This is a genomic window from Pedobacter kyonggii (assembly GCF_004310665.1).
GTDB classification, from domain to species: Bacteria; Bacteroidota; Bacteroidia; order Sphingobacteriales; family Sphingobacteriaceae; genus Pedobacter; species Pedobacter kyonggii.
This window is the reverse complement of record NZ_SIXF01000029.1, coordinates 46729-72577: the sequence shown is the minus strand read 5'-3', so window position 1 is coordinate 72577 and position 25849 is coordinate 46729. Positions and strand designations below refer to the sequence as shown.

General features: G+C 37.4%; 22 protein-coding genes. 14 read left to right on the top strand and 8 right to left on the bottom strand.

Annotated elements, in window-relative coordinates; all coding sequences use genetic code 11:
* Window positions 1–179: transposase (locus EYS08_RS20935; protein WP_208745923.1), on the top strand; the 179-nt coding region annotated here is incomplete at its 5' end.
* Window positions 180–493: 314 nt separating this feature from the next.
* Window positions 494–1525, top strand: a complete 1032-nt coding sequence (locus EYS08_RS20930) for a hypothetical protein (protein WP_131031935.1) — start codon at window positions 494–496, stop codon at window positions 1523–1525.
* Window positions 1526–1530: 5 nt separating this feature from the next.
* On the opposite strand, the gene EYS08_RS20925 is transcribed toward EYS08_RS20930, so the two are convergent.
* Both EYS08_RS20925 and EYS08_RS20920 read right to left on the bottom strand, forming a co-directional pair.
* Window positions 1531–2826: a cryptochrome/photolyase family protein gene (locus EYS08_RS20925; RefSeq protein ID WP_131031934.1), complete on the bottom strand. Its 1296-nt coding sequence runs from the start codon at window positions 2824–2826 to the stop codon at window positions 1531–1533.
* 113 nt (window positions 2827–2939) lie between these two features.
* Entirely contained in the window at window positions 2940–3842 is a 903-nt protein-coding gene (locus EYS08_RS20920) for a TIGR01777 family oxidoreductase (protein ID WP_131031933.1), read from the bottom strand.
* A 170-nt stretch (window positions 3843–4012) separates the two neighbouring features.
* Here EYS08_RS20920 and EYS08_RS20915 point away from each other — a divergent pair, with 170 nt between their 5' ends.
* The 4 genes from EYS08_RS20915 to EYS08_RS20900 all read left to right on the top strand — a co-directional run bounded on the left by EYS08_RS20915 (window position 4013) and on the right by EYS08_RS20900 (window position 10042).
* Complete coding sequence (locus EYS08_RS20915; protein WP_131031932.1) at window positions 4013–5287, top strand: DASH family cryptochrome; 1275 nt, start codon at window positions 4013–4015, stop codon at window positions 5285–5287.
* 187 nt (window positions 5288–5474) lie between these two features.
* Window positions 5475–8270, top strand: coding sequence for a 2-oxoglutarate dehydrogenase E1 component (locus EYS08_RS20910; protein WP_131031931.1), 2796 nt, complete (start codon window positions 5475–5477; stop codon window positions 8268–8270).
* Between the two features lie 75 nt (window positions 8271–8345).
* Window positions 8346–9572: a 2-oxoglutarate dehydrogenase complex dihydrolipoyllysine-residue succinyltransferase gene (gene odhB / locus EYS08_RS20905; RefSeq protein WP_131031930.1), complete on the top strand. Its 1227-nt coding sequence runs from the start codon at window positions 8346–8348 to the stop codon at window positions 9570–9572.
* Window positions 9573–9736: 164 nt separating this feature from the next.
* Window positions 9737–10042, top strand: coding sequence for a ribosomal maturation YjgA family protein (locus tag EYS08_RS20900; protein ID WP_165456534.1), 306 nt, complete (start codon window positions 9737–9739; stop codon window positions 10040–10042).
* Window positions 10043–10056: 14 nt separating this feature from the next.
* Here the strand turns inward: EYS08_RS20900 and EYS08_RS20895 are convergent, their stop codons facing one another.
* The 5 genes from EYS08_RS20895 to ileS all read right to left on the bottom strand — a co-directional run bounded on the left by EYS08_RS20895 (window position 10057) and on the right by ileS (window position 16292).
* Window positions 10057–10737, bottom strand: a complete 681-nt coding sequence (locus EYS08_RS20895; RefSeq protein WP_131031928.1) for a 3-keto-disaccharide hydrolase — start codon at window positions 10735–10737, stop codon at window positions 10057–10059.
* A gap of 207 nt (window positions 10738–10944) precedes the next feature.
* The gene (locus tag EYS08_RS20890; protein WP_131031927.1) at window positions 10945–11472 is read right to left on the bottom strand and encodes a DUF4269 domain-containing protein; all 528 of its coding nucleotides are present in this window, start codon (window positions 11470–11472) and stop codon (window positions 10945–10947) included.
* A gap of 402 nt (window positions 11473–11874) precedes the next feature.
* Window positions 11875–12477, bottom strand: a complete 603-nt coding sequence (locus tag EYS08_RS20885) for a lipoprotein signal peptidase (protein ID WP_131031926.1) — start codon at window positions 12475–12477, stop codon at window positions 11875–11877.
* Window positions 12477–12860, bottom strand: coding sequence for a TraR/DksA family transcriptional regulator (locus tag EYS08_RS20880; RefSeq protein WP_025144123.1), 384 nt, complete (start codon window positions 12858–12860; stop codon window positions 12477–12479). The genes EYS08_RS20885 and EYS08_RS20880 overlap by 1 nt, the downstream gene beginning before the upstream one ends.
* A gap of 30 nt (window positions 12861–12890) precedes the next feature.
* Window positions 12891–16292, bottom strand: a complete 3402-nt coding sequence (gene ileS, locus EYS08_RS20875; RefSeq protein ID WP_131031925.1) for an isoleucine--tRNA ligase — start codon at window positions 16290–16292, stop codon at window positions 12891–12893.
* Between the two features lie 84 nt (window positions 16293–16376).
* On the opposite strand from ileS, the gene EYS08_RS20870 reads away from it, so the two are divergent.
* The 8 genes from EYS08_RS20870 to EYS08_RS20835 all read left to right on the top strand — a co-directional run bounded on the left by EYS08_RS20870 (window position 16377) and on the right by EYS08_RS20835 (window position 23122).
* Window positions 16377–16565 (top strand): hypothetical protein, encoded by a 189-nt coding sequence (locus EYS08_RS20870; RefSeq protein WP_131031924.1) that lies wholly within the window; start codon window positions 16377–16379, stop codon window positions 16563–16565.
* Window positions 16562–16834, top strand: coding sequence for an isoleucyl-tRNA synthetase (locus EYS08_RS20865; protein WP_208745922.1), 273 nt, complete (start codon window positions 16562–16564; stop codon window positions 16832–16834). The genes EYS08_RS20870 and EYS08_RS20865 overlap by 4 nt, the downstream gene beginning before the upstream one ends.
* A gap of 112 nt (window positions 16835–16946) precedes the next feature.
* A complete protein-coding gene (locus tag EYS08_RS20860) occupies window positions 16947–17612 on the top strand; it encodes a DUF6134 family protein (RefSeq protein WP_131031923.1) in 666 nt (221 codons plus the stop codon).
* A gap of 1 nt (window position 17613) precedes the next feature.
* A complete protein-coding gene (locus EYS08_RS20855) occupies window positions 17614–18618 on the top strand; it encodes an SDR family NAD(P)-dependent oxidoreductase (protein WP_131031922.1) in 1005 nt (334 codons plus the stop codon).
* Between the two features lie 128 nt (window positions 18619–18746).
* A complete protein-coding gene (locus EYS08_RS20850) occupies window positions 18747–19538 on the top strand; it encodes an SDR family NAD(P)-dependent oxidoreductase (protein ID WP_131031921.1) in 792 nt (263 codons plus the stop codon).
* A 199-nt stretch (window positions 19539–19737) separates the two neighbouring features.
* Window positions 19738–20304 (top strand): RNA polymerase sigma-70 factor, encoded by a 567-nt coding sequence (locus EYS08_RS20845; RefSeq protein WP_208745921.1) that lies wholly within the window; start codon window positions 19738–19740, stop codon window positions 20302–20304.
* Between the two features lie 4 nt (window positions 20305–20308).
* Window positions 20309–21259: a FecR family protein gene (locus EYS08_RS20840; protein ID WP_131031920.1), complete on the top strand. Its 951-nt coding sequence runs from the start codon at window positions 20309–20311 to the stop codon at window positions 21257–21259.
* A gap of 6 nt (window positions 21260–21265) precedes the next feature.
* On the top strand, window positions 21266–23122 hold the full coding sequence (locus tag EYS08_RS20835) for an STN and carboxypeptidase regulatory-like domain-containing protein (RefSeq protein WP_131031919.1): 1857 nt from the start codon (window positions 21266–21268) through the stop codon (window positions 23120–23122).
* A gap of 267 nt (window positions 23123–23389) precedes the next feature.
* On the opposite strand, the gene EYS08_RS20830 is transcribed toward EYS08_RS20835, so the two are convergent.
* A complete protein-coding gene (locus EYS08_RS20830) occupies window positions 23390–25741 on the bottom strand; it encodes an efflux RND transporter permease subunit (protein ID WP_244216008.1) in 2352 nt (783 codons plus the stop codon).
* Window positions 25742–25849: the final 108 nt, after the last annotated feature.

The window sequence follows — 25849 nt, the reverse complement described above, 5'->3', positions numbered from 1 at the left end:
CTGAATATTACAAGAACCAAGCCCGGCACCGATACAAGATTGAAGCCAAAAACAGCGAGTTAAAAAACGTTCACGGATATGGACGGGCAATAGCCTATGGAATAGATGGTATGGAAATGCAGGGTGCACTTGCTATTTTCACTGTAAACCTGAAAAGAATCATCAAATTAGCTATCTAGAAGCCAAAATAGCGTCAAATAAAGACCCAAAACTTCATATTCCCATATCAGCACACAGAAGCAAACTTCCAGACTAGAAAATAAAAACCCTTAAATAAAAAATCGATCAAGTGAAAACATATTTCACCTGATCGATTTTCAAAGTTAACCCACTAAAGGAGGTAACTTTTTCAGTGCCCTCACAATCAGTTGGGCATTTTTTGTAATATATATTTTTGCATTTATAATTTTTGAGAAAAAATGTAATAATAATATTTAACAACTTATTTTTTAGTTGTATGTTTGTTTTGTAAGGGAAAACATACTTATGCTATATGAAAAATAAAACTAATTTACGCTGCTTAATACTACTCTTGTTAGGCATTGTTTCAATCAATTCATGTAAAAGGGATTCTAATATTGAAAATCCTGATGAAAAACTTTTAACAAACGCCGTTAGCATCGAAAACGGATATCTAAAATTCAGAGATCAAAAAGCTTTTGATTCTTTGGTTAATATTTTGGTAAAGCCAGAAAATTTTAATGCAAAACCGAAAGAATTAGCAAATTTCAAATCTTATAGAGATATATTTCTTGAAATAGAGAAAGAATATGAAAAGGTTAATACTAGCAAGGCATTTGGTGATTTTAAGAATAAATATTCTGATTTAGTAGAAATCAAATCGGATAGTTCTTTAGCATATAAATTTGGTACTCCGCTTTCTGCCTTATTTACAAATGCAAATGGAGAGGTAAAAATTGGGAGTGTTACAACAATATACACAAAAGATCAGCGCATGATTTCCTATGCAGGTAAACATAAGAACGAGTCGCAGATCAATAGCATTTATAAAACAGATGCTAGCCAAGGTATATTTGTAGGGAATATCTCAACAAAGATGACTGTGGCTACTGTTGAAGCAACTTTTGGCCCTGTTGTAACTAGTGCTATAAAGTCCGAATTATATTACAATGAAGATGGCCAAAGAAGACTTTTCGTTGACCTATGGAAAGATAGTGCACCTAGAACCGATATTGAGGTTTGGGATCCAGCAGCATTAGAATACCGTATCAGATATTATTTTAGTTCACGTCAAGAATTAAAAAGAACTTTTGGTGGATGGAGAACAAATGAAACAGATTATTATTTCAGTAATTTAAACTACAATTATAGCTTTACTATTTTTCCAAATCCAAATCCAACAACATTCAATTATAGTTTAGTCAGCTACAGCGTTGGTAATGCAACGGGTCCAATTATAATAGATATGGGCACGAAAGAAGGAAAACCTGGAGGGATCTTTGGTACAGGCCGCTTTTTCTCAGGTGGCGTACCTAACGCTCCTTCATTTAATGTACCTAATTAATAAATTTAACTTAAAGCCTCTTTAAAAACTTTTAAAATCCTTTCCCTTGCAAAAGTATGCTCAACTATTGGTTGGGCATATTTTTTTGTCCCAAATTCGGGTACCCATTTTTTAATATATTCGAACTTAGGGTCGAATTTTTTAGTTTGAAGTTCAGGGTTAAAAACCCTAAAATAAGGGGCGGCATCATTTCCTGATCCTGCGGCCCATTGCCAGCCGCCTACGTTGCTTGCCATTTCGTAATCCAATAACTTTTCTGCAAAATACGTTTCTCCCCAACGCCAATCGATGAGTAAATGTTTGGTTAAAAAACTCGCTACTACCATGCGCACGCGGTTGTGCATCCAGCCGGTTTGGTTAAGTTGCCTCATCCCTGCATCAACAATCGGGTAACCGGTATTGCCTTCGCACCAGGCTTTAAATTCATCTTCATTGTTACGCCATTTAATTTTATCATATTGTTTTTTAAACGAATCGGAAGCTGAGTAGGGGAAGTGCCAAAGTATGGTCATATAAAACTCTCGCCATGCCAATTCAGAAAGCCAGACAGTCGATTTTGCTTCCAATGCATCTTTAACTGCTTTCCGAATGCTTAATGTTCCAAAACGCAAATGCAGTCCGATATGTGTGGTGCCATCAAGCGCAGGAAAATCGCGTTCTTTTGCGTAATCATCGAGTTTGTTTTTATAGCTGATTTTCGGGAAATCCAATTTGCTCTTTTCAAAACCCATCTCTTTTAATGTTGGACTGGGCAGATGTTTAATTTCTATTAGATTTTTAAGGTATTTTTTAGTTGGATAGGCCTTCACATAAAAATCGTTCAGCTTTGTGTGCCATTGTTTATAAAAAGGGGTAAAAACAGTGTAGGGTGTTTTGTCGGCTTTTAGGATTTCGTTTTTTTCAAAAATAACCTGGTCCTTGTGCGTTTTGAAAGCTATTTTCTCGCTGGTTAAAAATTCGGCCATGTTATCATCACGTTCGCGGGCATAAGGTTCGTAGTCGTGGTTGGTATATACTTCTTTAACTTTGTACTGCTTTAAAATTTCCGGCCATATTTTTTCAGGTTCTCCGTGTTTTACCAGTAAATCCGATCCCTGCAGTTGAAGTTCTTTCTTTAAATCGTCGATGGTTTGATAAATGAAGGTTACGCGGGCATCATCTTTTGGAAGTTTATCCAATATGTTCTGATCAAAAATAAACAATGGTAAAACCGGATAACCACTTTTAAGTGCATGATACAAAGCAGCATTATCTGCTAAACGTAAATCGCGGCGAAACCAGTGAATGGATATTGAAGTCATTGAAGGGAAGTTATAAGCAACTAAATTATTTTGAAGATTTGAACAATTAAGGAAGCGTTTAGAGTTGGGCGTTTAGCATCGATTAACCAATTTAAACAGTTAATCGATTAACCCTATTTGTAAAGATCCTTCAAAGCGTCCTCCAAATGGGTGAATTTAAATTTGAATCCTGCATCCAGAATTTTTTGGGCTGAGGTATTGTTGCTCATTAAAACAGCTTCAACACGCTCACCTAATAGCAATTCTAGTGCCTTTTTCGGAACCTTAATCGGCCAAACAGGACGATGCAACTGTTTGGCAATTGCTTTGGTTAACGCTTTATTGGTGACAGGAAAAGGAGCGCAAGCATTGTAACAATTTTCCATTTTAAGATTTTCCATGGCTTCGATGTACATTTCTACCATATCATCAATATGCAGCCATGGAGTCCATTGTTTGCCTGTACCTAAAGCTGCTCCGGCAAATAACTTAATTGGTTTATCGAGTTGTGGTAAGGCACCGCCATCATTACTTAAAACGATTCCGGTACGGAGTTTTACAATTCTGAGGCTTAGCTTTTTACCTTGATCTACAGCATCTTCCCAAAGTTTACAGCATTCGGCTAAAAATCCGTAACCGTTTGGACTTTCTTCTGTTAAAATTTCATCACCACAATCGCCATAAAAACCAACTGCCGAAGCAGAAATAAACGATTTTAGCTGGTGGTCGGGTTTCGATTTAATGGTTTTAAAGAGTAATTCTGTTGATTTTACGCGGCTATCGATAATCTGTTTTTTCCGTTCATCGGTCCATTTTTTATCGGCCACGGGTTCTCCCGCTAAATGGATAATGGCATCTACACCATTCAAACAATCAGCATCAATAGTTCCTTTGTAAACATCCCATACAAAATTATTCGGATTATAGTCTTTCTTTCGTGAAAGTGTATTCACCTCGTAACCTTTACTAAGCAAATGCTTTTTCAGCTCAGTACCCACAAGTCCTGTAGCCCCGGTAATCAGAATCTTCTTAGCCATCTTTTTAAAACACTAAAGATACAAAAGGGTTTTTATGGCTTCATTTAAAATGATATTAATTCAGTTCTAATTCTTTTGTTACCTATTTGTAAAGAATTATTTAGGGGTTTGATGAAGAGGAAAAATAAGATAAATTTGTAAACGCGTTCTTACACCCTTTTCGATAAAAGATGTCCAAAAAAATTTTAGTCTGGTTTAGAAATGATCTTCGCTTGCATGATAACGAAATGCTGGTCGAAGCGATTGCTAAATCTGATTCGATTTTGCCTGTTTACATTCTCGATCGCCGTTCTTTTGGTGAAACAAAATACGGTACGTTAAAAACAGGTAATATTAGAGCACAGTTTATTTTAGAAAGTGTTTTAGGCTTACGCAGTTCCTTAAAACAGATTGGCGGTAACTTGCTTATCGCCGAAGGCAACCCTGAAGATATTATTCCTCAACTCGTTCAGGAATATGAGATTACCGAAGTTTACCATCACCGTGAAGTGGCGAGGGAAGAAACACATGTTTCAACTTTGGTAGAAAACGCACTTTGGAAATTACGCATCAACCTGAAACATTTTATCGGCCATACCTTATATAATAAGGAGGACCTACCTTTTCCCATTAAGGACATTCCCGACGCCTTTAACCAGTTTAAAAAGAAAATTGAACGCGATTCTATTATCAAGCCCTGTTTTTCGGCACCCGATCGGATTAATGTAGCCGAAGTGATTGATTGGGGGACATTATCTTCATTAGAAGAGCTTAATCTGTTGCCACAGCAAAAAGACCAACGTTCTGATTTTGAATTTGTTGGTGGTGAGGCTGAAGGCTTGGCCCATCTTCAAAAAGTGATTGTAGCCATGCAGCAGGCTGCAACAACCAAGAATTTGATTCTGGCTTCGAAACTATCGGCATGGCTGGCCATGGGTAGTTTATCGCCACGAAAAGTATATTGGGAAATTAAAAAGATGGAAGGTGTGCCCAATACAAAAGCCATGTTCAATCATATTTTATTAGGCCTGCTTTGGAGAGATTATTTCCGTTTCATGTTCAAAAAATATGGCAATACTTTTTTTAGTCCAGATGGATTTGGCAGCCAGGGACTGATTGACATTGTGAATGAGCAGGATAATTTTAGTAAATGGAAGAATGCGCAAACAGGTTTTGCTGTGGTAGATGCGGTTATGACAGAGTTAAATCAAACCGGTTTCATCTCGAACATCGCCAGACAAACCGCTGCTTTATATCTGATCAATAATTTAGAAGTAAGCTGGATTTTTGGCGCAGCATATTTTGAAGAAAAGCTGATTGATTACAACCCTGCAAGTAACTGGGGGAATTGGGCCAATGTAGCTGGTGTAGGTAATGATCAGAAATCAAAAAGTGTTTTCGACCTTGATAAAAATATTAAAAACCTCGACCCAAAAGGCAATTACTCCTTAACTTGGGCATCATAGTTGTAATGACTGAATGATTGAGTGTTGAATGATGGAATTGAAATTTTATCGACTAATACAAGTGGTATTTTTGTCATTCGCTCATTCAATAATTTTGTCATTCAATAATTCTCATTTTAATCGAGAATTTTGCCATTTATATAAGGTAAAATTCTAATTTTGTAATGCTTATAGTAAATAGTTAATAATGGATAAATTATCTTATCTTAATGGCGCAAACGCCGAATATATAGAGTCTTTATATCAATCCTATCAACAAGATCCCGAGTCTGTTGAATTTGGTTGGCAGAAATTTTTTGAAGGTTTCGATTTTGGAAGAGGATCGGAAGCGCCTGCAGTAACAGCAGAAACTCCTGAACAATTTTTAAAAGAAGTTAATGTTTTAAATCTGATTGATGGCTATCGTAGCCGCGGTCACCTGTTTACGCATACCAATCCGGTTCGCGAAAGACGTAAACATTTACCAACATTAGATCTTACAAATTTTGGATTGTCGGATGCGGATTTAGAAACCGTTTTCAACTCTGGTGTTGAGATTGGTATCGGCGCAGCAAAATTGAAAGACATTGTAGCCTTTTTAAAACAAACATACGCAGGTTCTATTGGAGCCGAATTTAAGTTTTTACGTACACCTGAAGTGTTGAACTGGATTCAACAAAAAATGGAAAGTGCACGTAACACCCCTAATTTCTCTATCGACGAGAAAAAACGCATTCTCCGGAAATTAAACGAAGCGGTAAGTTTCGAAAATTTCTTGGGTACAAAATTTTTGGGCCAAAAACGTTTCTCTTTAGAAGGCGCTGAAGCTCTAATTCCGGCTTTAGATTCGGTTATCGAAAAAGGTGCTGAATTAGGTATTGAAGAATTTGTAATTGGTATGGCACACCGTGGTCGTTTAAACGTGTTGGCCAATATCATGCAAAAAACATATAAAGATATTTTTGCTGAGTTCGAAGGTAAAAGCTACAATCCGGATACGCCATTTGGTGGCGACGTAAAATATCACTTAGGTTACTCTACGGATGTAGCTACAGTTTCGGGCAAAAGCGTTCACTTAAGTTTATGTCCTAACCCATCGCACTTAGAAACCGTTGATGGTGTGGTAGAAGGCATGAGCCGCTCGAAAATCGATTTCAAATATGGTGGCGACAACAGTCGCTTAGCACCAATTTTGATTCATGGTGATGCATCGGTTGCCGGTCAGGGGATTGTTTACGAAGTAATTCAGATGGCAGGGCTTGAAGGTTATAAAACTGGTGGAACTATTCACCTGGTAATTAATAACCAGATTGGTTTTACCACCAATTATAAAGATGCCCGTACCAGTACTTATTGTACCGATATTGCCAAAGTAACTTTATCTCCGGTTTTCCACGTAAATGGTGATGATCCCGAGGCTTTGGTTTATGCAATTAACCTGGCAATGGAGTATCGTCAGAAATATAAAAACGACGTTTTTATCGATATTCTTTGCTACCGTCGTTTCGGCCACAATGAGTCTGATGAGCCTAAATTCACGCAGCCATTATTATACAAAACAATTGAAAAACACCCTAATCCAAGGGAAATCTATATCGATCAGTTAACCAAGGAGGGTAAGTTAGAGGCTGGTTTAGCAAAAGAAATGGAAAAAGATTTCCGTGGCATTTTGCAGGAACGTTTAAACGAAGCTAAAGAATTTGTTGCAGGCAATGCCGAAGTTAAATTTGGTGGTGCATGGGCAGATTTGCGTATGGCTACACCTAAAGATTTCGAATCTTCTCCTGTTACTGCGGTTAAAAAATCTACTTTATTGGAAATTGGTAAGCGTATTACGGCTTTGCCATCTAATAAAAAGTTCTTCAAAAAAATCGAAAAACTATTTGCTGAACGTGGCAAAATGGTTAACGAAACCAATGTTTTCGACTGGGCAATGGGCGAGCAGTTGGCTTATGGTACTTTGTTGTCGGAAGGTAAACGCGTTCGTTTAAGCGGTCAGGATGTAGAAAGAGGAACATTCTCTCACCGTCATGCGGTATTAACGCTTGAAGATAGTGAGGAAGAATATGTACCATTGGCTAATATTTCAGATCAACAGGCACCATTTGATATTTACAACTCGCACTTATCAGAATATGGTGTTTTAGGTTTCGAATATGGTTATGCCATGGCAAACCCAAATGCTTTAACCATCTGGGAAGCACAATTTGGCGATTTCTTTAATGGTGCGCAAATTGTTGTGGATCAGTATATTGCAAGTGCCGAAACAAAATGGCAACGCGAAAACGGTTTGGTAATGTTATTGCCTCACGGTTACGAAGGTCAGGGGCCAGAGCACTCATCAGCTCGTATTGAGCGTTTTATGGAGCTTTGTGCCGACTATAATATGCAGGTAACAAACTGTACTACTCCGGCAAACTTCTTTCACGTTTTACGCCGTCAGTTTAAACGCGATTTCCGTAAACCATTGGTGGTATTTACACCTAAAAGTTTATTGCGGCACCCAGCTTGCATTTCTAAATTAGAAGAATTTACCGAAGGTGGTTTTAAAGAAGTAATTGACGATGTAAATGTTAAAGTTGCAGATGTAACACGTATTGTTTTCTGTAGCGGTAAAATTTACTACGAGCTATTGGAAAAACAACAGGCTGATAAATTGAAACATGTAGCCTTGGTTCGTGTAGAGCAATTGTACCCAACTCCGGTTGATCAGATGGAAGCTATCCAGAAGAAATATAAAAATGCTAAAGAAGTTTTCTGGGTACAAGAAGAGCCAGAGAACATGGGCGCATGGCCATATTTGTTCCGCAGGTTGTACAAAACAGCATTAAAAGGCATTGACGTAATTTCGAGAAGAGAAAGCAGCAGTACCGCGACAGGTTTTGCAAAACAACATGCTAATCAACAGGCTTATATTTTAGCAAAAGCTTTGGAGATTTCGGTAACGGAAGATGTAAAGGATATCGCAAAAAAAGCAACAAAAAAATTAGTTCAGATCGATTAGGTGCATTGCGCTAAGCGTTGGGAGCGTGGCGTTTGATATTGATTATTAGAAGATAAAAAACATAACATTACAAAAATGAGTTTAGAGATAAAAGTTCCACCTGTTGGTGAGTCGATAACCGAAGTTGTTTTATCACGTTGGATAAAAAACGATGGCGATGTTGTTGAAATGGATGAAGTTATTGCCGAATTAGAATCGGACAAAGCAACATTCGAATTAACTGCAGAACAAGCTGGAACTTTAAAAACCATAGCAGCCGAAGGCGATACATTAGCCATTGGTGCAGTAGTTTGTAAAATTGAAGATGGTGGTGCAGCTCCAGCGAAAGCTGATGCGCCAAAAGCTGAAGAAAAAGCTGTTGTTGCTGAAGATAAAACTGCGGCTCCAGTTGCCGAAAAATCAGGCGAAAGCTATGCTACGGGAACTCCTTCTCCTGCTGCTAGTAAAATTCTTGCAGAAAAAGGAATTGATGCTGGTGCGGTAAAAGGTACTGGTGTTGATGGTCGTATTACTAAAGACGATGCTGTTAAAGCTGAGGCTGGCAAAAAAACAGAGGTACCAAAAGCAAGTGCTCCAGTTGTAGCTGCTGCTCCTGCAGGTAGCCGTGGCGAACGTCGTGAGAAAATGTCTCCACTACGTAGAACGGTTGCAAAACGTTTAGTTGCCGTTAAAAATGAAACCGCAATGTTAACTACTTTTAACGAAGTTAACATGAAACCAATTATGGATTTACGCGGAAAATATAAAGATCAGTTTAAAGAAAAATTTGGTGTTGGTTTAGGTTTCATGAGCTTTTTCACTAAAGCAGTTACCGAAGCATTAAAAGATTTCCCTGCGGTTAATGGTCGTATTGAAGGCGAAGAATTGGTTTACAATGATTTTGCTGATATTTCGATTGCGGTTTCTGCACCAAAAGGTTTAGTAGTTCCGGTAATCCGTAATGCAGAAAGCATGACTTTAGCGCAGATTGAAAAATCGGTGTTAGAATTGGCTTTAAAAGCACGTGATAGCAAATTAACCATCGAAGAAATGACTGGTGGAACATTCACCATCACTAACGGTGGTGTATTTGGTTCAATGATGTCGACTCCGATTATCAATGCGCCACAATCGGCTATTTTAGGTATGCACAATATTGTTGAGCGTCCGGTAGCTGAAAAAGGTGAGGTGGTAATCCGTCCGATGATGTACGTTGCTTTATCTTATGATCACAGGATTATCGATGGGCGTGAGTCGGTTGGTTTCTTGGTTCGTGTGAAACAATTGTTAGAAGATCCGGCTAGGTTATTATTAGGTATCTAACCCCTAAATCCCCTAAAGGGGACTTAAATCTTTATAGAAAGTCAAGATAAAGAAGTCAAGTTTTAATGGCCAATGTGCTATAAAAACTTGACTTCTTTTTTATACCCGAAATGAAATTAACGTTCAACTCAAATTTTCTTTTTATTTTTCTCACGATTCTCATCGTGGAAATCTTAATTGGCAAATACCTTCACGATGCTTTTATCAGGCCTTTTGGAGGAGATGTATTGGTTGTTATCTTGATTTACACATTCTTTAGGATTTTCCTTAAAACCAATAATAAGCAGTTAGCATTAGGCGTCTTAATTTTTTCTTTCGTAATTGAGTTTCTCCAAAAGGCAAATTATGTTACCTGGTTTGGTTGGGAAAACAACAAAATAATGAGCACTATATTGGGCACTTCCTTTAGCGTTTACGATCTGCTCGCTTATTTTGTAGGCTATCTGATCTGTTTGTGCTTTAAGGATTGAGTAAAGCATTTTTCTTACATAGACAACGCTTTAATTGGTTTTAAATCCAACTGTTTAAATTCTACTTCACTACCTTCTGCTTGTAAAGCAATTTGCCCGCTATTTACAGTACAGTTTGTGCCATAGTTTACCAACGTATCGTTTACCCAAACTTTAACTTCGTTATTTAAACATTGAATAACCATGGTATTCCATTCGCCAAGAGGTTTTTCACTGTCATCTGTTAAATTTTTAATCCGGCGGAGTTTATTCCCATTTACACCCCATTTTTCTTGAGGCCCACGTCTGGTAACCATATCAGGCACTGTAATATCTTCTTCGATACACCAGAAATCGCCAGCATCTTTATGCTGCATCTGCACTTCCAGCGATTTTGGAAACATGCCATACAATGCCCTTGGCGTTGATGCATGAACTAAAACACCACAGTTACCTGGTTTACCAGCAAAGCGGTATTGTACTGTTAACTGGTAATTTTTATAAATTTTATCGGTTATTAAATGCCCACCTGGTGTACCTAAACTTACCAACATACCATTGCGTACAATAAACGGATTAATGGTGTCAGGCTTTTTATCCATTGCAGGTACATCTACATGCCAACCGTTTAGATTTTTTCCGTTAAAAAGGCTTTTTTGCGCAAATGCAGAGCTGCTAATAATAACTAGTAGGAAAAAGACAGAGTAAAGTTTCATAATATTTGGTTTTTGTGTTCCAAATATATTTTAAAAAACGATGAAATAATAATAGCCAGAATAAAGTATAGGGAAAATAGTGTAAATGGTTGTCATCCTGAATGAAATGAAGGATCTTTATTGAGTGGTTTGAACTTTTATATTTCTTTGACTAAGATTCTTCAATGCGTTCAGAATGACAGCGACGCTCCAACTCAAGATCTGGTCTTAGCGTCTCGAAGATTCTAATTTCAGCAATTCCTCGTAAGCATTTCCCTCAAGTCCTAATAACTTAGCGAAAGCTGGTTCGGTTTTATGGCCGTTTTGCTTTAAATCTATAATTTTCTGCCTAAATTTTTCACCTTTTTCTAAGAGTAATCTGTGTTCAATGAGCATATGTCGATAAGCATTTTGTTGTATGGTAGGAGTATTTTGTCCGAATATTTCTATTTCGAAACCATCGATTATTAAATTCGCTTTAATTGCATCGAATTTAAGGCCTTCATGAATGGTGAAATCTTTTTCAGATCCAAACAGTGCATTTAATTTGTCGATAAATTCATTTTTATCAGAAACTTCGCAGATAATATCCAGATCGCTGTTTTCGACATCGATATTTATTGGAATGGTGCCCACCAGGATTGGATGGTAAGGGGTAAGCTTTTCTAGGACTCGATTATCTGTTAAAGTATGATAAGCTTTTACTTGTTTTTTATTGCCAGATTGGAGATAAGATATATTGAGGAAGTTGATCATTTATTATTAGCTATGGGTTTTTCCAACCTTTGTTTCTTGTTCCACCTAAAGTTACTAAACCGATAGTATGAATGCCAATGCATTATAATTCTGCCTCATTTTTTATGAAGAAACTGAAGCAAAGCACAAACTCCATTGGCAGAAAGGATAGCGGGAAGCAGCTTAAGTATTTGATGCTGGAATTGCTTTTCATAAACTATTATTATCGTCATTGCGAGAAGGAACGATGAAGCAATCTTTCGTACTTTCGGATCTTGCAATAAAGATTGCTTCATCGGCTGAAAAAGCCTCCTCGCAATGACGAATTCATTGAAAAAAAAGCCCATCTTAATTAAAAAATGGGCTTTGTATATTCAAATGCTTAAGATACTGAATCAAGTTCAGCATGACGAATCCGCTTGCTTAATCTTCTACAATCTCACTGTTGATGCTCACATCGTCTTTTACATCTTCCTTAAAATAGTTTTTCTGGAAGATGAGGATCAGTATCACGCCAACTGAAATGGCTGCGTCAGCAAGGTTAAAAACAGGCCTGAAGAAAACAAACTCTTCGCCTCCCCAAATGGGTACCCAGGTAGGGAAGTGGCCTTCTGCAATCGGGAAGTAGAACATGTCTACTACACGACCGTGAAACCAGTTTTCGTAACCATAAATCTTTCCGTAAAATACAGAATCGATAATGTTTCCTAGTGCGCCAGAAAAAATCAGCGCAACATTTAGAATTAAACCGCGGTGATATTTATGCTTAATTAGATAATGTAAGCCATAACCAATTCCTGCAACAGCTGCAATACGGAAAAGTGATAAGGCTAACTTGCCAAATTCACCACCAAACTCCATCCCAAAGGCCATCCCGTTATTTTCGGTAAAATGGATAATACACCATTTGCCAATAATATGGAACTCCTGACCAAGGTACATGTGCGTTTTAACCCAGGTTTTTACCAGCTGATCGGCCAGTAAAACTAAAAAGATAACAATTAAAGGTTTTGTATAGCCTTTCATTAACTCTGCTTTAATTTAGCTTCCATGCTTAAAGTTGCATGAGGAACAGCACGTAAACGTTCTTTTTGGATTAATTTTCCGGTTTCGCGGCAAATACCATAAGTTTTGTTCTCGATACGCACCAATGCATTCTCAAGGTTGTCTATAAATTTTTTCTGACGTGCAGCTAATTGATTGATCTGCTCTTTTTCCATTGTTGCAGAACCGTCTTCTAATGTTTTGTACGCACCTGAAGTATCTTCTGTTCCGTTTGCGTTTGGATTACTCAAAGAAGTAGTTAAAGAGTTTAATTCCTCTTTCGCCATACGTAATTTATCTTGAATTAATTCTTTAAATTCTTGTAATTCACTGTCTGAGTAGCGTGTTTTGTTGCTGTTTTCCATGTCCTTTTTCTAATTTTCTAATATATGGATTTATATTTTAGTTACTGAAATGCTTAACTCAACATCGTCGATGACAATTTTGTTTGCATTATTTACAGTATCCGTTAATTCAAATTCATCGGCCAATATTTCCGAGCAAATGTAATCCTTGTTTTTGGCAACTGCGCCGGCTACCAAGTTATCATTTTGTAACGAAACTTTAATCCTATCTGTTACTTCAAAATTTAATTCTTTTCGCAAGTTCTGAATACGGTTAACCAATTCGCGCGAAATACCTTCTTGTTTCAGCTCTTCTGAGATGGTAACATCCAAAGCAACAGTTAAACTGCCCAGGTTGGTTACCTGCCATCCCGGAATGTCTTCCGCAAAAACTTCTACATCATCATTTAAATTGATGGTAAATTCTTCACCATTATTGCCAACTACGATTATGAAACCATCATTTTCTAAACGTTGGATATCATCCTGATTTGAATTTTCTAAAGCCTGTTTAACTAAGCCCATATCTTTTCCAACTTTTTTACCCAAGGATTTAAAGTTTGGTTTAAGCTTTTTCTTCACGATACCATGCGTATCGGTAATGAACTCAATATGTTTTACATTCGTTTCAGAAAGGATATAATCGGCAACCTTTGATATTTTTTGCTCGAAATCACTACTTAAAGATGGGATTAAGATTTTCTCAAGAGGTTGACGCACATTAATGCCCGATTTTTTACGCAGCGATAAAACCATCGATGAAATATCCTGGGCGTAAAGCATACGCTCGTTCAAATCGGTATCAATCAAACTTTGATCGGCCTCTTTCCATAAAGTTAAATGTACCGACTGTTCTGCGTGTGCATCAGTTACAGTTAAGTTTCTGTATAACCAGTCGGCAAAGAAAGGCGCAACCGGACTCATCAACTGTGCCAAGGTTTCTAAACAAGTATATAATGTCTCGTAAGCAGCACGTTTATCATCGGTCATTTCGCCTTTCCAGAAACGGCGGCGACTTAACCTGATGTACCAGTTACTCAAATGTTCATCAACAAAAGCCTGAATAGCGCGGGTAGCTTTCGTTGGTTCGTAAGTGTTGTAACTTTCATCAACTTCATTGATTAAGGTTTGCAATAACGATAAAATCCAACGGTCTAATTCCGTCCTGTCTTCAACTTTGCTCAGGTTGTTTTTATCAATCTCGAATTTATCGATATTGGCGTATAGGGCAAAGAAAGCATAGGTATTGTAAAGTGTTCCGAAGAATTTACGTCGCACTTCGGCAATTCCATCAATGTCAAATTTCAGGTTATCCCAAGGATTTGCATTAGAAATCATGTACCAACGAGTTGCATCAGCACCATATTCGTTAATGGTTTGGAATGGATCAGCGGCATTGCCCAAACGTTTAGACATTTTTTGTCCGTTTTTGTCTAGTACCAGTCCATTCGAAACTACATTTTTGTACGCTACTTTATCAAAAACCAATGTAGAGATCGCATGTAGCGTATAAAACCAGCCACGCGTTTGGTCTACGCCTTCGGCAATAAAATCTGCAGGGAAATCTTCATTTCCATCAATTGTTTCTTTGTTTTCAAAAGGGTAATGCCACTGCGCGTAAGGCATAGCACCTGAGTCAAACCAAACATCAATTAAATCACTTTCGCGGCTCATTGGTTTGCCTGATGGAGATACTAAAATAATTTTGTCGACCACATTTTTATGTAAGTCGATCAAATCATAGTTCTCTTCAGACATGTTTCCGATTTCGAATCCCTTAAAAGGGTTTTCTTTCTGGAAACCAGCTGTTATAGATTTTTCAATGGCGTGATAAAGTTCCTCAACAGAACCAATTAATACTTCTTCTTTTTTATCTTCAGTTCTCCAGATTGGCAAAGGAATTCCCCAATATCTCGAACGTGATAAATTCCAATCGTTAGCGTTTTTTAGCCAGTTTCCAAAACGACCCTCGCCAGTCGATTTTGGTTTCCAGTTAATGGTTTCATTAAGGTCGAACATTCTGTCTTTAACATCCGTAACTTTAATAAACCATGAATCTAAAGGATAATATAAAAGTGGCTCATCAGTTCTCCAACTGTGTGGGTAACTGTGAACATATTTTTCTACCTTAAAAGCTTTATTTTCTTCTTTTAATAAAATAGCAATTTCTACATCAACCGATTTTTCGGGTGCTTCGGCAGCATTATAATATTCGTTTTTTACATATTTGCCTGCAAAAGGGCCAACATGTTTAGTGAATTTACCCTGTAAATCTACTAATGGAACAGGGGTGTCATTCTCGTCTAATACCAACATTGGTGGTACTTCTGGAATGGCTTCTTTAGCTACTTTAGCATCATCTGCACCAAAAGTAGGGGCAGTATGAACAATACCGGTACCATCCTCAGTAGTTACGAAATCTCCAGGAATTACTCTAAATGCATTTTCAGGATTTTGGTATGGTAAGGCGTAAGTTAAAAGTTGTTCGTATCTAATGCCAACCAACTTGCTTCCTTTGCACTCGGCAAGTATTTGGTAAGGAATTTTTTTGTCACCAGCTTTAAAATTTGTAAAATCTTCAACTTCATTGCTTTCAAAGAAAACTTTACTAAACTGCTTGCCAACCAGGTTTTTTGCCAAAATTACATTTGTTGGCAAGAATGTGTATTGGTTAAACGTTTTGACTAAAACATAGTCGATTTTTGGTCCAACCGTTAAAGCAGTGTTTGATGGTAAAGTCCATGGAGTTGTTGTCCATGCCATCAGATAAACATCTCCAAATGCTTGTAAAAAAGGAGGTAACGTATCCGCTATAGCCTTAAATTGAGCTACAATTGTCGTATCGGTAACATCGCGATACGCACCAGGCTGATTTACCTCATGCGAACTCAATCCTGTCCCGGCTTTTGGAGAATAGGGTTGGATAGTATAGCCTTTATAGATTAATCCTTTATCGTAAATCTGCTTCAAAAGCCACCACACCGATTCCATGTATTTCGACTTATAGGTAATGTATGGATCATCCATATCTACCCAATAGCCCATTTTTTCAGTCAGGTCGTTCCACACATCAGTGTAGCGCATTACTGTTTTTTTACAGGCTTCGTTATAGTCTTCAATGGAAATGGTTTTACCAATATCTTCTTTGGTAATCCCTAATTCCTTTTCAGTTCCAAGCTCAACAGGTAGCCCATGTGTATCCCAACCAGCTTTTCTTTTAACCTGATAACCCTTAATTGTTTTATAGCGGCAAAAAATATCCTTAATTGCACGCGCCATTACGTGGTGGATCCCCGGCATGCCATTAGCAGACGGTGGGCCTTCGTAAAAAGTAAACGGATTAGATTTAGGACGGGAAGAAATACTTTTTTCAAAGATATTTTCCTTTTTCCAAAAATCCAGTATTTCTTGCCCTATTTTGGCAAGTTCCAATTGTTTAAATTCGCTATACATCAATCAAGTACCTCAAAAAATTAAAGGTTGCAAAGTTAACAGAATTGACTGAATTTTGGTAGTTTTGATGTAAATACTTTTAATGTGAAATTATTTAATATCGGGCTTACATTGATGATTGTTGCCGTAATTGCCTTGCCAATTGTTGCGGTAATAAACCCTTCAGACCGGGATTTTGTACTTTATGCTTTTTATTTCTGCGGCTTGCTCGAACTAATCGGGCTTATTTTTGTTTTAATCCATATTGTAACACTAAAAAGAAAGAACCCATGATTAAGCTCTTAAAATTGCAGAAAGCCGTTTTTATCCTCATAGCTGGCATACTTTCTTTTATTGCCTATAAAATTTTGGATGCAAATGAGGTAATAGGAAGTATCTATTTACAGATGTTGGCAGGGGTGCTGGTTATTATTGGTGCGCTGTGGCTGTTGTATCCCATTTTATTTGCCAAAAAGGATAATGATGGTAATGCCGAAATCATTACCGATCCAACGGTCGAAGTTCCGGTAGATGAAGAGGATAAAAAGCCTGCATCCGAATAAACCTTACCTCATAGCCTTTGGGTTTAAACCCAAGCCATAAAAAAAATAAAATCCACGTAGGGGTAAATTTCCTGTGAGTTGTATTAGCTCTAAATAACAAATAGAGATAACTATGATTCCTGCATTAATTATTTGGCTCTGCAAGAAATATTTTGCTCCAAAAACCTACAAAACATTCTCTTCCAAAAGCCCAATCAATCCGAAAAGTGTTGCTTCGGTGCTCTTTCTTATCTGTTCATTTTCATCAGCTTTTGCACAGCAAAGTAAATTTAACATCAAGCGTAATGGCGAAGTAATCGGCCAGATGTATTTCCAGCAGAAAGACGATGGCGATAATGTTTATCTAAAAATAACTTCGAAAGTACAAACCCGTTTCGTTTTCAAAATTGATGTAGAAACGGAAGATGTAGCACATTTTAAAAATGGCAAACTCCTTTGCTCAAATGTAAATCGGGTAGTAAATGGCAATGCAAAAGAGGCTAAGAAAACGAGCTGGGTAAATAATGTTTACCAACTTAAAACCAGCGATAAAACCAGTACAATAAATCAGCCCATCAGTTATAATATGATGCTCTTGTATACTAAAGAGCCTGTTAATATCCCCGAAATTTACTCAGATAACTTTCAGTGTTTTATTCCCATTCAGAGAAACGGGGCACACCAGTATCGGATTAATCTTCCCGATGGGAATTATAACGACTACCATTTTGAAAACGGAATATGTAAACTGGTAGTTGTAAATCACTCCTTGTACACCATTAGAATGGAAAGGGTTTAATATGGAAACAGTAGCAAATAAATACCTGAGGGTTTTGGTTACGGGGGCATCAGGCTTTATCGGCCGAAAGTTAAGTTTTACCCTTGCAGAGATGGGCTACGATGTAGTAGCACTTTGTAGAAATGTCAAGCATCCCTTTCTTATTCAGCACCGAAATATCCAGTTTGTAAAAGGTGATGTTTTGGATCCTGAAAGTTTAGAAAGAGCCATGAAAGATTGTTATCAGGTTTACCATACGGCAGCCATGGCCAAAATGTGGTGCCGGAATGAGCAGGATTTTTACGATGTGAATGTAATTGGAACAAGAAATGTGCTCAGCTGTGCATTAAAATTGGGTATAGAAAAAGTTGTACATACCTCAACTTGCGGGGTGTGGGGACCAACACTTAATCTGCCGGTTTCAGAAAACGACCCAAGGGCAGTCGGCTTCCCGATCAACTATGAACGCACAAAATACCTCGCTGAATTAGAGGTGAAAGAATTTGTAAAAAAGGGATTGGAAGTGGTAATTGTGAACCCATCAAGAGTATACGGCGACGGACCGATAACTGATAGTAATACGGTTAGTAAAATGGTTACGGGTTATATAAAGGGTACATGGCATTTTATTCCTGGCGATGGAAAGGCGATTGCTAATTATGCTTTTGTAGATGATGTGGTAGATGGACATATTGCAGCCATGCAAAATGGCAGGAATGGCGAACGGTATATTTTGGGCGGTGTTGATGTTTCTTTTAATGGGTTTTTTAGCACATTAAGACAGATCACAGGTGAAAAAAGAAGTTTGTATAAAATCCCGGTAGACATTATTAAAGCTTACAGTTTGCTGGAGGCTTTAAAATCGAAATTTTTTAACCTTACCCCATTTTTTCTGCCAGAGTTTGCCGATAGGTTAAAATGTAATCAGCAATATTCGAGCAATAAAGCCATTGCCGAACTAAATTATCGGATAACGCCTTTTGCAATAGGTTTAGGTAAAACCATTAATCACTTTAAACATAATTAAATGCATTAACCACAACCAGTCCCGATTTTCGGGAGATAAAGAGCATGCACACGGGTAGGATTTTTGAGGCTTGGCAACCAAATCCGTGTTCATCTGTGTAAAACTGTGGCTAAAAACAACTAATATACATGAAAGAACTAAGCGTATTAATTACAGGTGCAAGCGAGGGCTTGGGGAAATCTTTCGCTATCGAATCGGCCAAACGTGGTTTAGGTTTGGTGTTGGTTTCGTTACCCAATAGTGGGCTGGAGCATTTAGCAAATTACCTGCGTGTAAACTTTAACAGTAAGGTATTTTGTATCGAAATGGATTTGACCAAAAACACTTCCGCAAGCGAAATTTTTGAAAAATTAAGCGCTCATAACATCGAGGTGAATGTTTTGATCAATAATGCGGGTTTAGGGAACTGGAGTTGGTTTGAAGATAAAAATGTCGATTTTTACAGAACACAGATCGACCTCAATATTACCAATACCGTTTTGCTTACTCGGTTATTTTTAAATCATATCGATAAAAGTGAGGCAAGCTATATTTTAAATGTTGGCAGTTTAGGCGGACATTTTATCGTTCCAAAAAAACAGGTTTATGGGGCAACCAAATCTTTTATCGGTTATTTTACCCGTTGTTTGCAGCTCGAATTAAGCGGTACAAATGTGCACATTAGTTTACTTAGTCCTGGTGGCATTAATACGAAACCCGAACTGTTGGTAATGAACAATGAATTAAAGGGTTTTGCAAAAGCGACGATTTTAGAAGCCGATTATGTTGCGAAAACAGCAATGGATGGTATGTTGAAAGGGAAAAAAGAAATTATACCGGGTTTTGCAAATCGTTTTTTGGTGGTGTTGGATAAAATTATACCGGGCTTTTTAAAAGAAATTATAATTAGGCGTAAATTGAAAGCGATTTTAACAACATAGCAATTAAATATTAACCACAGATAAAAAGGATAAACACAGATAGTGTTTTGTCTAAAAAGATGTTGGCTTAAACAAAGCGTTGGCCAGTCTCAGCGTAGTCGAAGACGCTTTCGCTGAGTTATGTAAATGACTAACCCGCATCCGTGTTTATCAGTGTCCATCTGTGGTTAATATAAAAATAGAAACATCATTAACAAGTTTGGAAAATAAGGATACCAATCTTATCGGATTAATTAAAAGCGGTAATAAACAGGCTTTCGACGAAGTGTTTTTAAAGCATTTCAAAAACCTGCATGCCTATGCTTTTGCGATAATCAAAGAAAAAGATGATGCCGAAGAAATTGTTCAGAATGTGTTTGTGCGCATCTGGACGAAGAGAGCGCAACTTAAAACAGATGGGTTTTTAAAACCACTCCTTTATCGTTCGGTGCACAACGAAAGTTTAAACTACCTCAAACATCAAAAAGTGAGATCGAATTTTAATGTTCACTATGCCGATGCCGTGAAAAACGATACAGGAAACTTAAATACAGAGATCATGGCAACAGAACTGCAAAGGAATATCCATCTGGCAATAAATGAGCTGCCCGAAAAATGCAGAAATGTATTTCAGTTGAGCCGGTTCGACCAGATGAAATATCAGGAAATTGCCGATGCACTAAATATTTCTATCAAAACGGTAGAAAACCAGATGGGGAAGGCCTTAAAAATTTTGCGCCTTAGGGTAGTAGATTTTTTAATCCTCATTTTTATTTTATTGAAATAAGCCCATGGATAAAAACTATACACCTATTAACGATGATTTGCTTGCAAAATACTTGCTTGGAGAGGCTACTGTGCCCGAAAGTAAGCAGGTTGAAGCGTGGGCAGCATCAAATCCTGATCACTTGAAACAGTTAGAAGATTGCAGGACGATACTAGAGAAAAGTAAACTGCAGATTGATCTTGGAATTGACGAGCATCAGGCTTTAGATCGGTTAAATGTCCGTTTAGAAACCGAAAAAAAAACAATCAGCTATACATTTATTTTACGTTGGGTTGCTGTGGTATTTATATTTTTTAGCGTCGGATTATTTTTATACAACAATTTAATCGGTAGTAAAATAAACGTAAATAGTGGCAAAAATACTTTAACGCAGGTATTGCCCGACGGTTCCACAGCAATCCTGAATAAACAATCTGAACTTTCTTTCGTGGGAGGATTTTTTAATAAAACCCGCGATGTTAAACTAAGGGGTGAAGCTTTTTTTAAAGTTAGCGCCGATAAGTCGAAACCATTTATCATTAGTGTTAACGATGTTCAGGTAACTGTTGTAGGCACCGCGTTTAATGTAAAAAGCGATGGGGCAGCTGTTGTCGTAATTGTAGAAAGTGGAGTCGTTAAGGTGAACAACCGAAATGATAGTGTACGTTTAACTGCTGGAGAGAAGGTAGAAGTAAGTCAAAATCAGCGGCATTTATCTAAAGGAGAAAATCAGGGTAAGTTGTATAATTACTATTATTCGAATGAATTGGTTTGTGATGGCACACCGCTTAGCGAACTAGTTGCCGTACTTAATCAAAAATTTAAATCCAATATCGTTATTGCAAATCCTGCATTAAAAACACTTCCTATAAGCACAACCTTTAAAAACGAATCGCTTAAAGAAACCTTGAATGTGATTGCCGAAACTTTTAAAATAAAAATAGAGTATGGGCAGGGTATAATTAAACTTAAATAAAAACCAATGCGTACGCTCAGAATAACTGTTATTTTTCTCCTTTTTTTCAGTTCCTTAATAAAAGCACAATCCAATCTATCCAGAAATATCTCACTTAATATTGAACAGCAAAAATTGAGTGCTGTATTGGCGATGATAGAAGAGAAAGGTGGCTTCAGGTTTTCTTACAACAGCAATATATTGCCGGTAGATAGTTTGATCAGTATCCACGAAAATAACCTGAATATTGCCGAAACACTGGATAAAATATTAAATCATAGGTTCGAATACCGCCAATCGGGTAATTTTGTAATAATCAGGTATGCACCGCTCGAACTGGTTTTGCTGGTTAACGAATCGGTCGGTAATCCCGAACTTTATACCATTACGGGCCAGGTTGTAGATAAACAGACCAATAAACCAATCCAAGATGCCAGTATTTATGAACGAAACCTGTTGGTTTCCGAAATATCGGATGGGAACGGTTATTTTTCGATGCGGTTAAAAAACATTACACAGCCTATATCGCTAACAGTAAGTAAAGAAAATTATAAATCGACCGTTACCCATTTTCTGGCCGAGGTGAACATTACCAATAAAAAAGAAAATCCAGGAGAAAGGTTTATCAGCGGCAATTTGGGCGATATAGAAAATACCTGGCTTGGTAATGCTTTGGTTACCGCACAACAAAAAATCCAGTCGATCAATATCGGTGGTTTTATCTCAAAAGCCCCGTTTCAGTTTTCGCTTATTCCTAGTTTAAACTCACATGGCTCATTAAGCGGCCAGGTGGTGAATAAATTTTCGCTTAATGTTATTGGCGCTTATAGCGCAGGGGTAGATGGAGGAGAAATTGGTTTTGTTTTTAATATTGACAAGAGTAATGTGCAGTATTTTCAATTTGCTGGGGCCTTTAATCTAGTCGGGGGGGATGTTCGTGGAGCGCAGATTGCTGGCCTGTTTAATTATGTTATAGGCGATGTTAGGGCGGCTCAGATCGCCTTGGCTTATAACCGCGTAGGTAAGAGTTTCGAAGGTTTTCAATTAGGTGGAATTTATAACCGCGTTAATGAGGATGTAAAAGGTATACAACTTTCCTTAGGTCTTAATGCCATAGGCGGAACCTTAAAAGGCTTTCAAACTGGGGCTTTAAACTTGGTTAGCAAAGATACCAAGGGTGTTCAAATTGGAGTTGGAGGTAATGTAGTAAGCGGTAGAACAAGTGGAATACAGATTGGCGGCATTGCCAACATCAATAAAGAAAGCAGTGGTGTAAACCTGGCCACGCTCACAAATTTTACCGGACAAACTGCTAGTGGATTGCAGATTGGCGCAATTAATTACGCTAAAAATTTAAAAGGAGCCCAAATTGGGATATTAAATGTTTCAAATGAAAATGATGGTTATTCAATTGGGTTGATCAATATTGCATTAAAAGGTTATCATAAATTTAGTTTCAGTACCAATGAAAGCACTAATTTTAATGTGGCTTATAAAGGTGGCAGCAAACGTTTATACAATATGTTAATGTTTGGCACGAACAAAAAATCAGCTGAGAAAATATATACCGGCGGCTTAGGTTTTGGAAAGGAAATGAAATTGTTTAAAAGCGTTTCTTTAAACCCAGAAATAAGTAGCCAGTATGTTTACCAGGGGAGCTGGGATTACCTCAATCTGCTGAATAAATTTGAGCTGCCAATAAATATCAGGATAAATAAATGGCTGGCCGTACAAGGCGGTCCATCGGTTAATGTTTATTACACCAAACAAAACACCAAAATTGGTGAATTTGGATTGTTGCAGGAAAAACATAAAGATTTCTCTTTTAACGATCCGAGATATACGGGATGGTTGGGTTGGAATGTGGGATTGGTGATTTTGTAGATTAATGGATCTATAGCTGACTTATATTTTTGTTATAGAGGGGCTGTTATTTGCTACTTTTTCTTACGCGATCGTCATCCTGATCCCCATGCCTCGGTATGTGTCTCCACGGACCGAAAACATAACTGATGGTTCGTGAGGACACGAACCATGGGAGAATTTTTATCTAAAATAAAATTGCCTTGGGTTTAAACCCAAGGCAATGAATGGTATTTATTCTGTTTCAGATTAGGCACCCTGAACTCCAAACTGAAAACTCCCAACTGATTAATGGTCAAACTCACCAGCATTCCTTGCCGATTCTTCATCAGATACCAGTTTCCTTACTTTCTTTTTATCTAACCATAATACCAGTGCTGGTAATAAAGTTAAATTGAAAATTAAAGCGACCAATAAGGTTATGGATAGGAGCAGGCCAAGTACTACCGTTCCTCCGAAAGTAGATGCCGTAAAAATTCCGAAGCCGAAGAATAAGATTAAGGCGATGTGTGTCATGCTCACGCCTGTTTCCGTAATTGTATCTGTAATTACTTTAGGTACGCTGAAATTGGTCAGGTTTAATTCCTGCTGGTAACGGGTTAAGAAATAAATGGTCTGATCGGAAGCTAAACCAAATGCAATGGTAAAAATTAATATGGTTGAAGGTTTTAAGGAAATTCCAAAATAACCCATAATCCCTGCGGTAATAATTAGCGGAACAATGTTGGGCAACAGTGAAATAAACATAATACCCAAACTCTTAAATTGTGCCAACCTTAAAAGGGAAATCAATACAATGGCAAGGGCTATACTTTCTACTAAATGCTTTAACATATAATCCGTTCCTTTAGAAAAGATAATGCTCGATCCCGTAAGTTCTACATCAAATTTAGATGGGGGCAAAATACTGTCGATACGCGGTTTCAATTCGGCCATAATGGCGTCTAAACGTTTTGAGCCAACATCAGCCATTTGAAAACTGATCCTTGTACTCTGATTACCCTTGCTGATAAAGTTGGTTAACAAACTTGCATTTCCTTTACCGCCATTGGCAATGTAGGCCAGGATAAAATTCTTTTCTAAATTATCCGGTAAACGAAAAAAGGTAGAATCATTATTATAAAAGGCTTGGGTAGCATACTTTAAGCCCATATTAACCGAAATAGAACGCGAAAACTCAGGATAGGAAGAAATCATTTTTTCCAGTTTTTCCATTCTTTTCAGATTGGTTAAATTGAAAACGCCGTTCTTTTTCTTCGTATCTACGCTTACTTCTAAGGGTAAAATACCTTCGAAATTTTTCTCAAAGAACTTTAAATCCGTTAAAATTTCGGAGTTTTTAGGCAGATCATCAACCACATAACCATTAACATTGATTTTCATCACACCAATAAAGGCAATGATGGATATGATAATCGTTCCCATATAAATCAATCCACTTTTGTGCTGCACCAGCGTATCGGTTTTGACTAATAATTTATGCAAAAATCCTTCTTCAATGTGGTTTTGTGCCTTAAGTTTAGGCGCTGGCAAATAACTGAAGATAATTGGAATTAAACATAAACACATTAACCAGGTAATCATTACGTTTATAGAGGCTACACTGCCAAATTGCATCAATAGCTCACTGCCTGTAAAATACAATACACCAAAGCCAATGGCTGCGGTAATGTTCGCAATTAGCGTTGTGATGGCAATTCTTTCTATGGTTACGCTCAAAGCACGTTGTTTATCGCCGTCTTTTCTAAGTTCATTCTGGTATTTATTCAGTAACAAAATACTGTTTGGAATACCGATGATCACAATAAGCGGTGGAATCAGCCCTGTTAAAATAGTAAGTTCGAAACCAAATAGTACCAATGTGCCGATACTCCAGATAACACCCATCACAACCACTAAAATAGGGAAGAATACGGCATAAAATTTCTTGAAGAAAAACAATAAGATTAGCGCAGAAACCAAAATAGATAAGCCCAAAAACAATACAAATTCGTTACTTACCAATTTACTTACCGCGGTACGGATATAAGGTAAACCTGAAATATGTACCTGTATCTTTGTTGCGGCCTGGAAAGCTTTGGCTTTGGCTTCAATTTCTTTTAAAATAGGGTTACGCTCAGCAGTATTTAAGATTTTAGTGTCAAAAGTAATAGCCATTAAGGTGGCATTCTGACGGTTGTAAACCAGTCCTTCGAAAAAAGGATTGCTATAAATGGTGTTCTTGATCGAATCCATCTCAGTGTCAGTTTTAACCAAACCACCAGGAAGCGGCTTTAAAACAAATTTTTGGTTTACAGTATCTTTTTCCAGTTGAAAAATCCTTCCTGATGATAAAACCTGTTTAATGCCTTTTAATTTCTGAATATCGTTAGAAAGCTGGACCCATTGGTTGTAAACTTCTTTTTTAAAAATATCAGGCGATTGTATTCCCACCACCATTACACTTCCATCTTCGCCAAAGGTCTTTTTAAAGGCGTTGTATTTTACGAATGCACTATCGGTAACGGGCAGAATTTTACTTCCTGTATAGGAGAGTTTTACATTTTTGGCCTGATAAGCCATGAAAATTGTACCTAATAAAAAAAATACGATGATTGCGATACGGTTCTGAAGAATGAATCTCGATAGCTTAACCCACATGTGCAGCTTAGTTTAATAATAATATTAACGGCAAAACTAATCTTATTTGTAAAACGTGATTACTTTTTGCGCAATTAAATTTGCACAAATAACATACTTTTGAAAAAA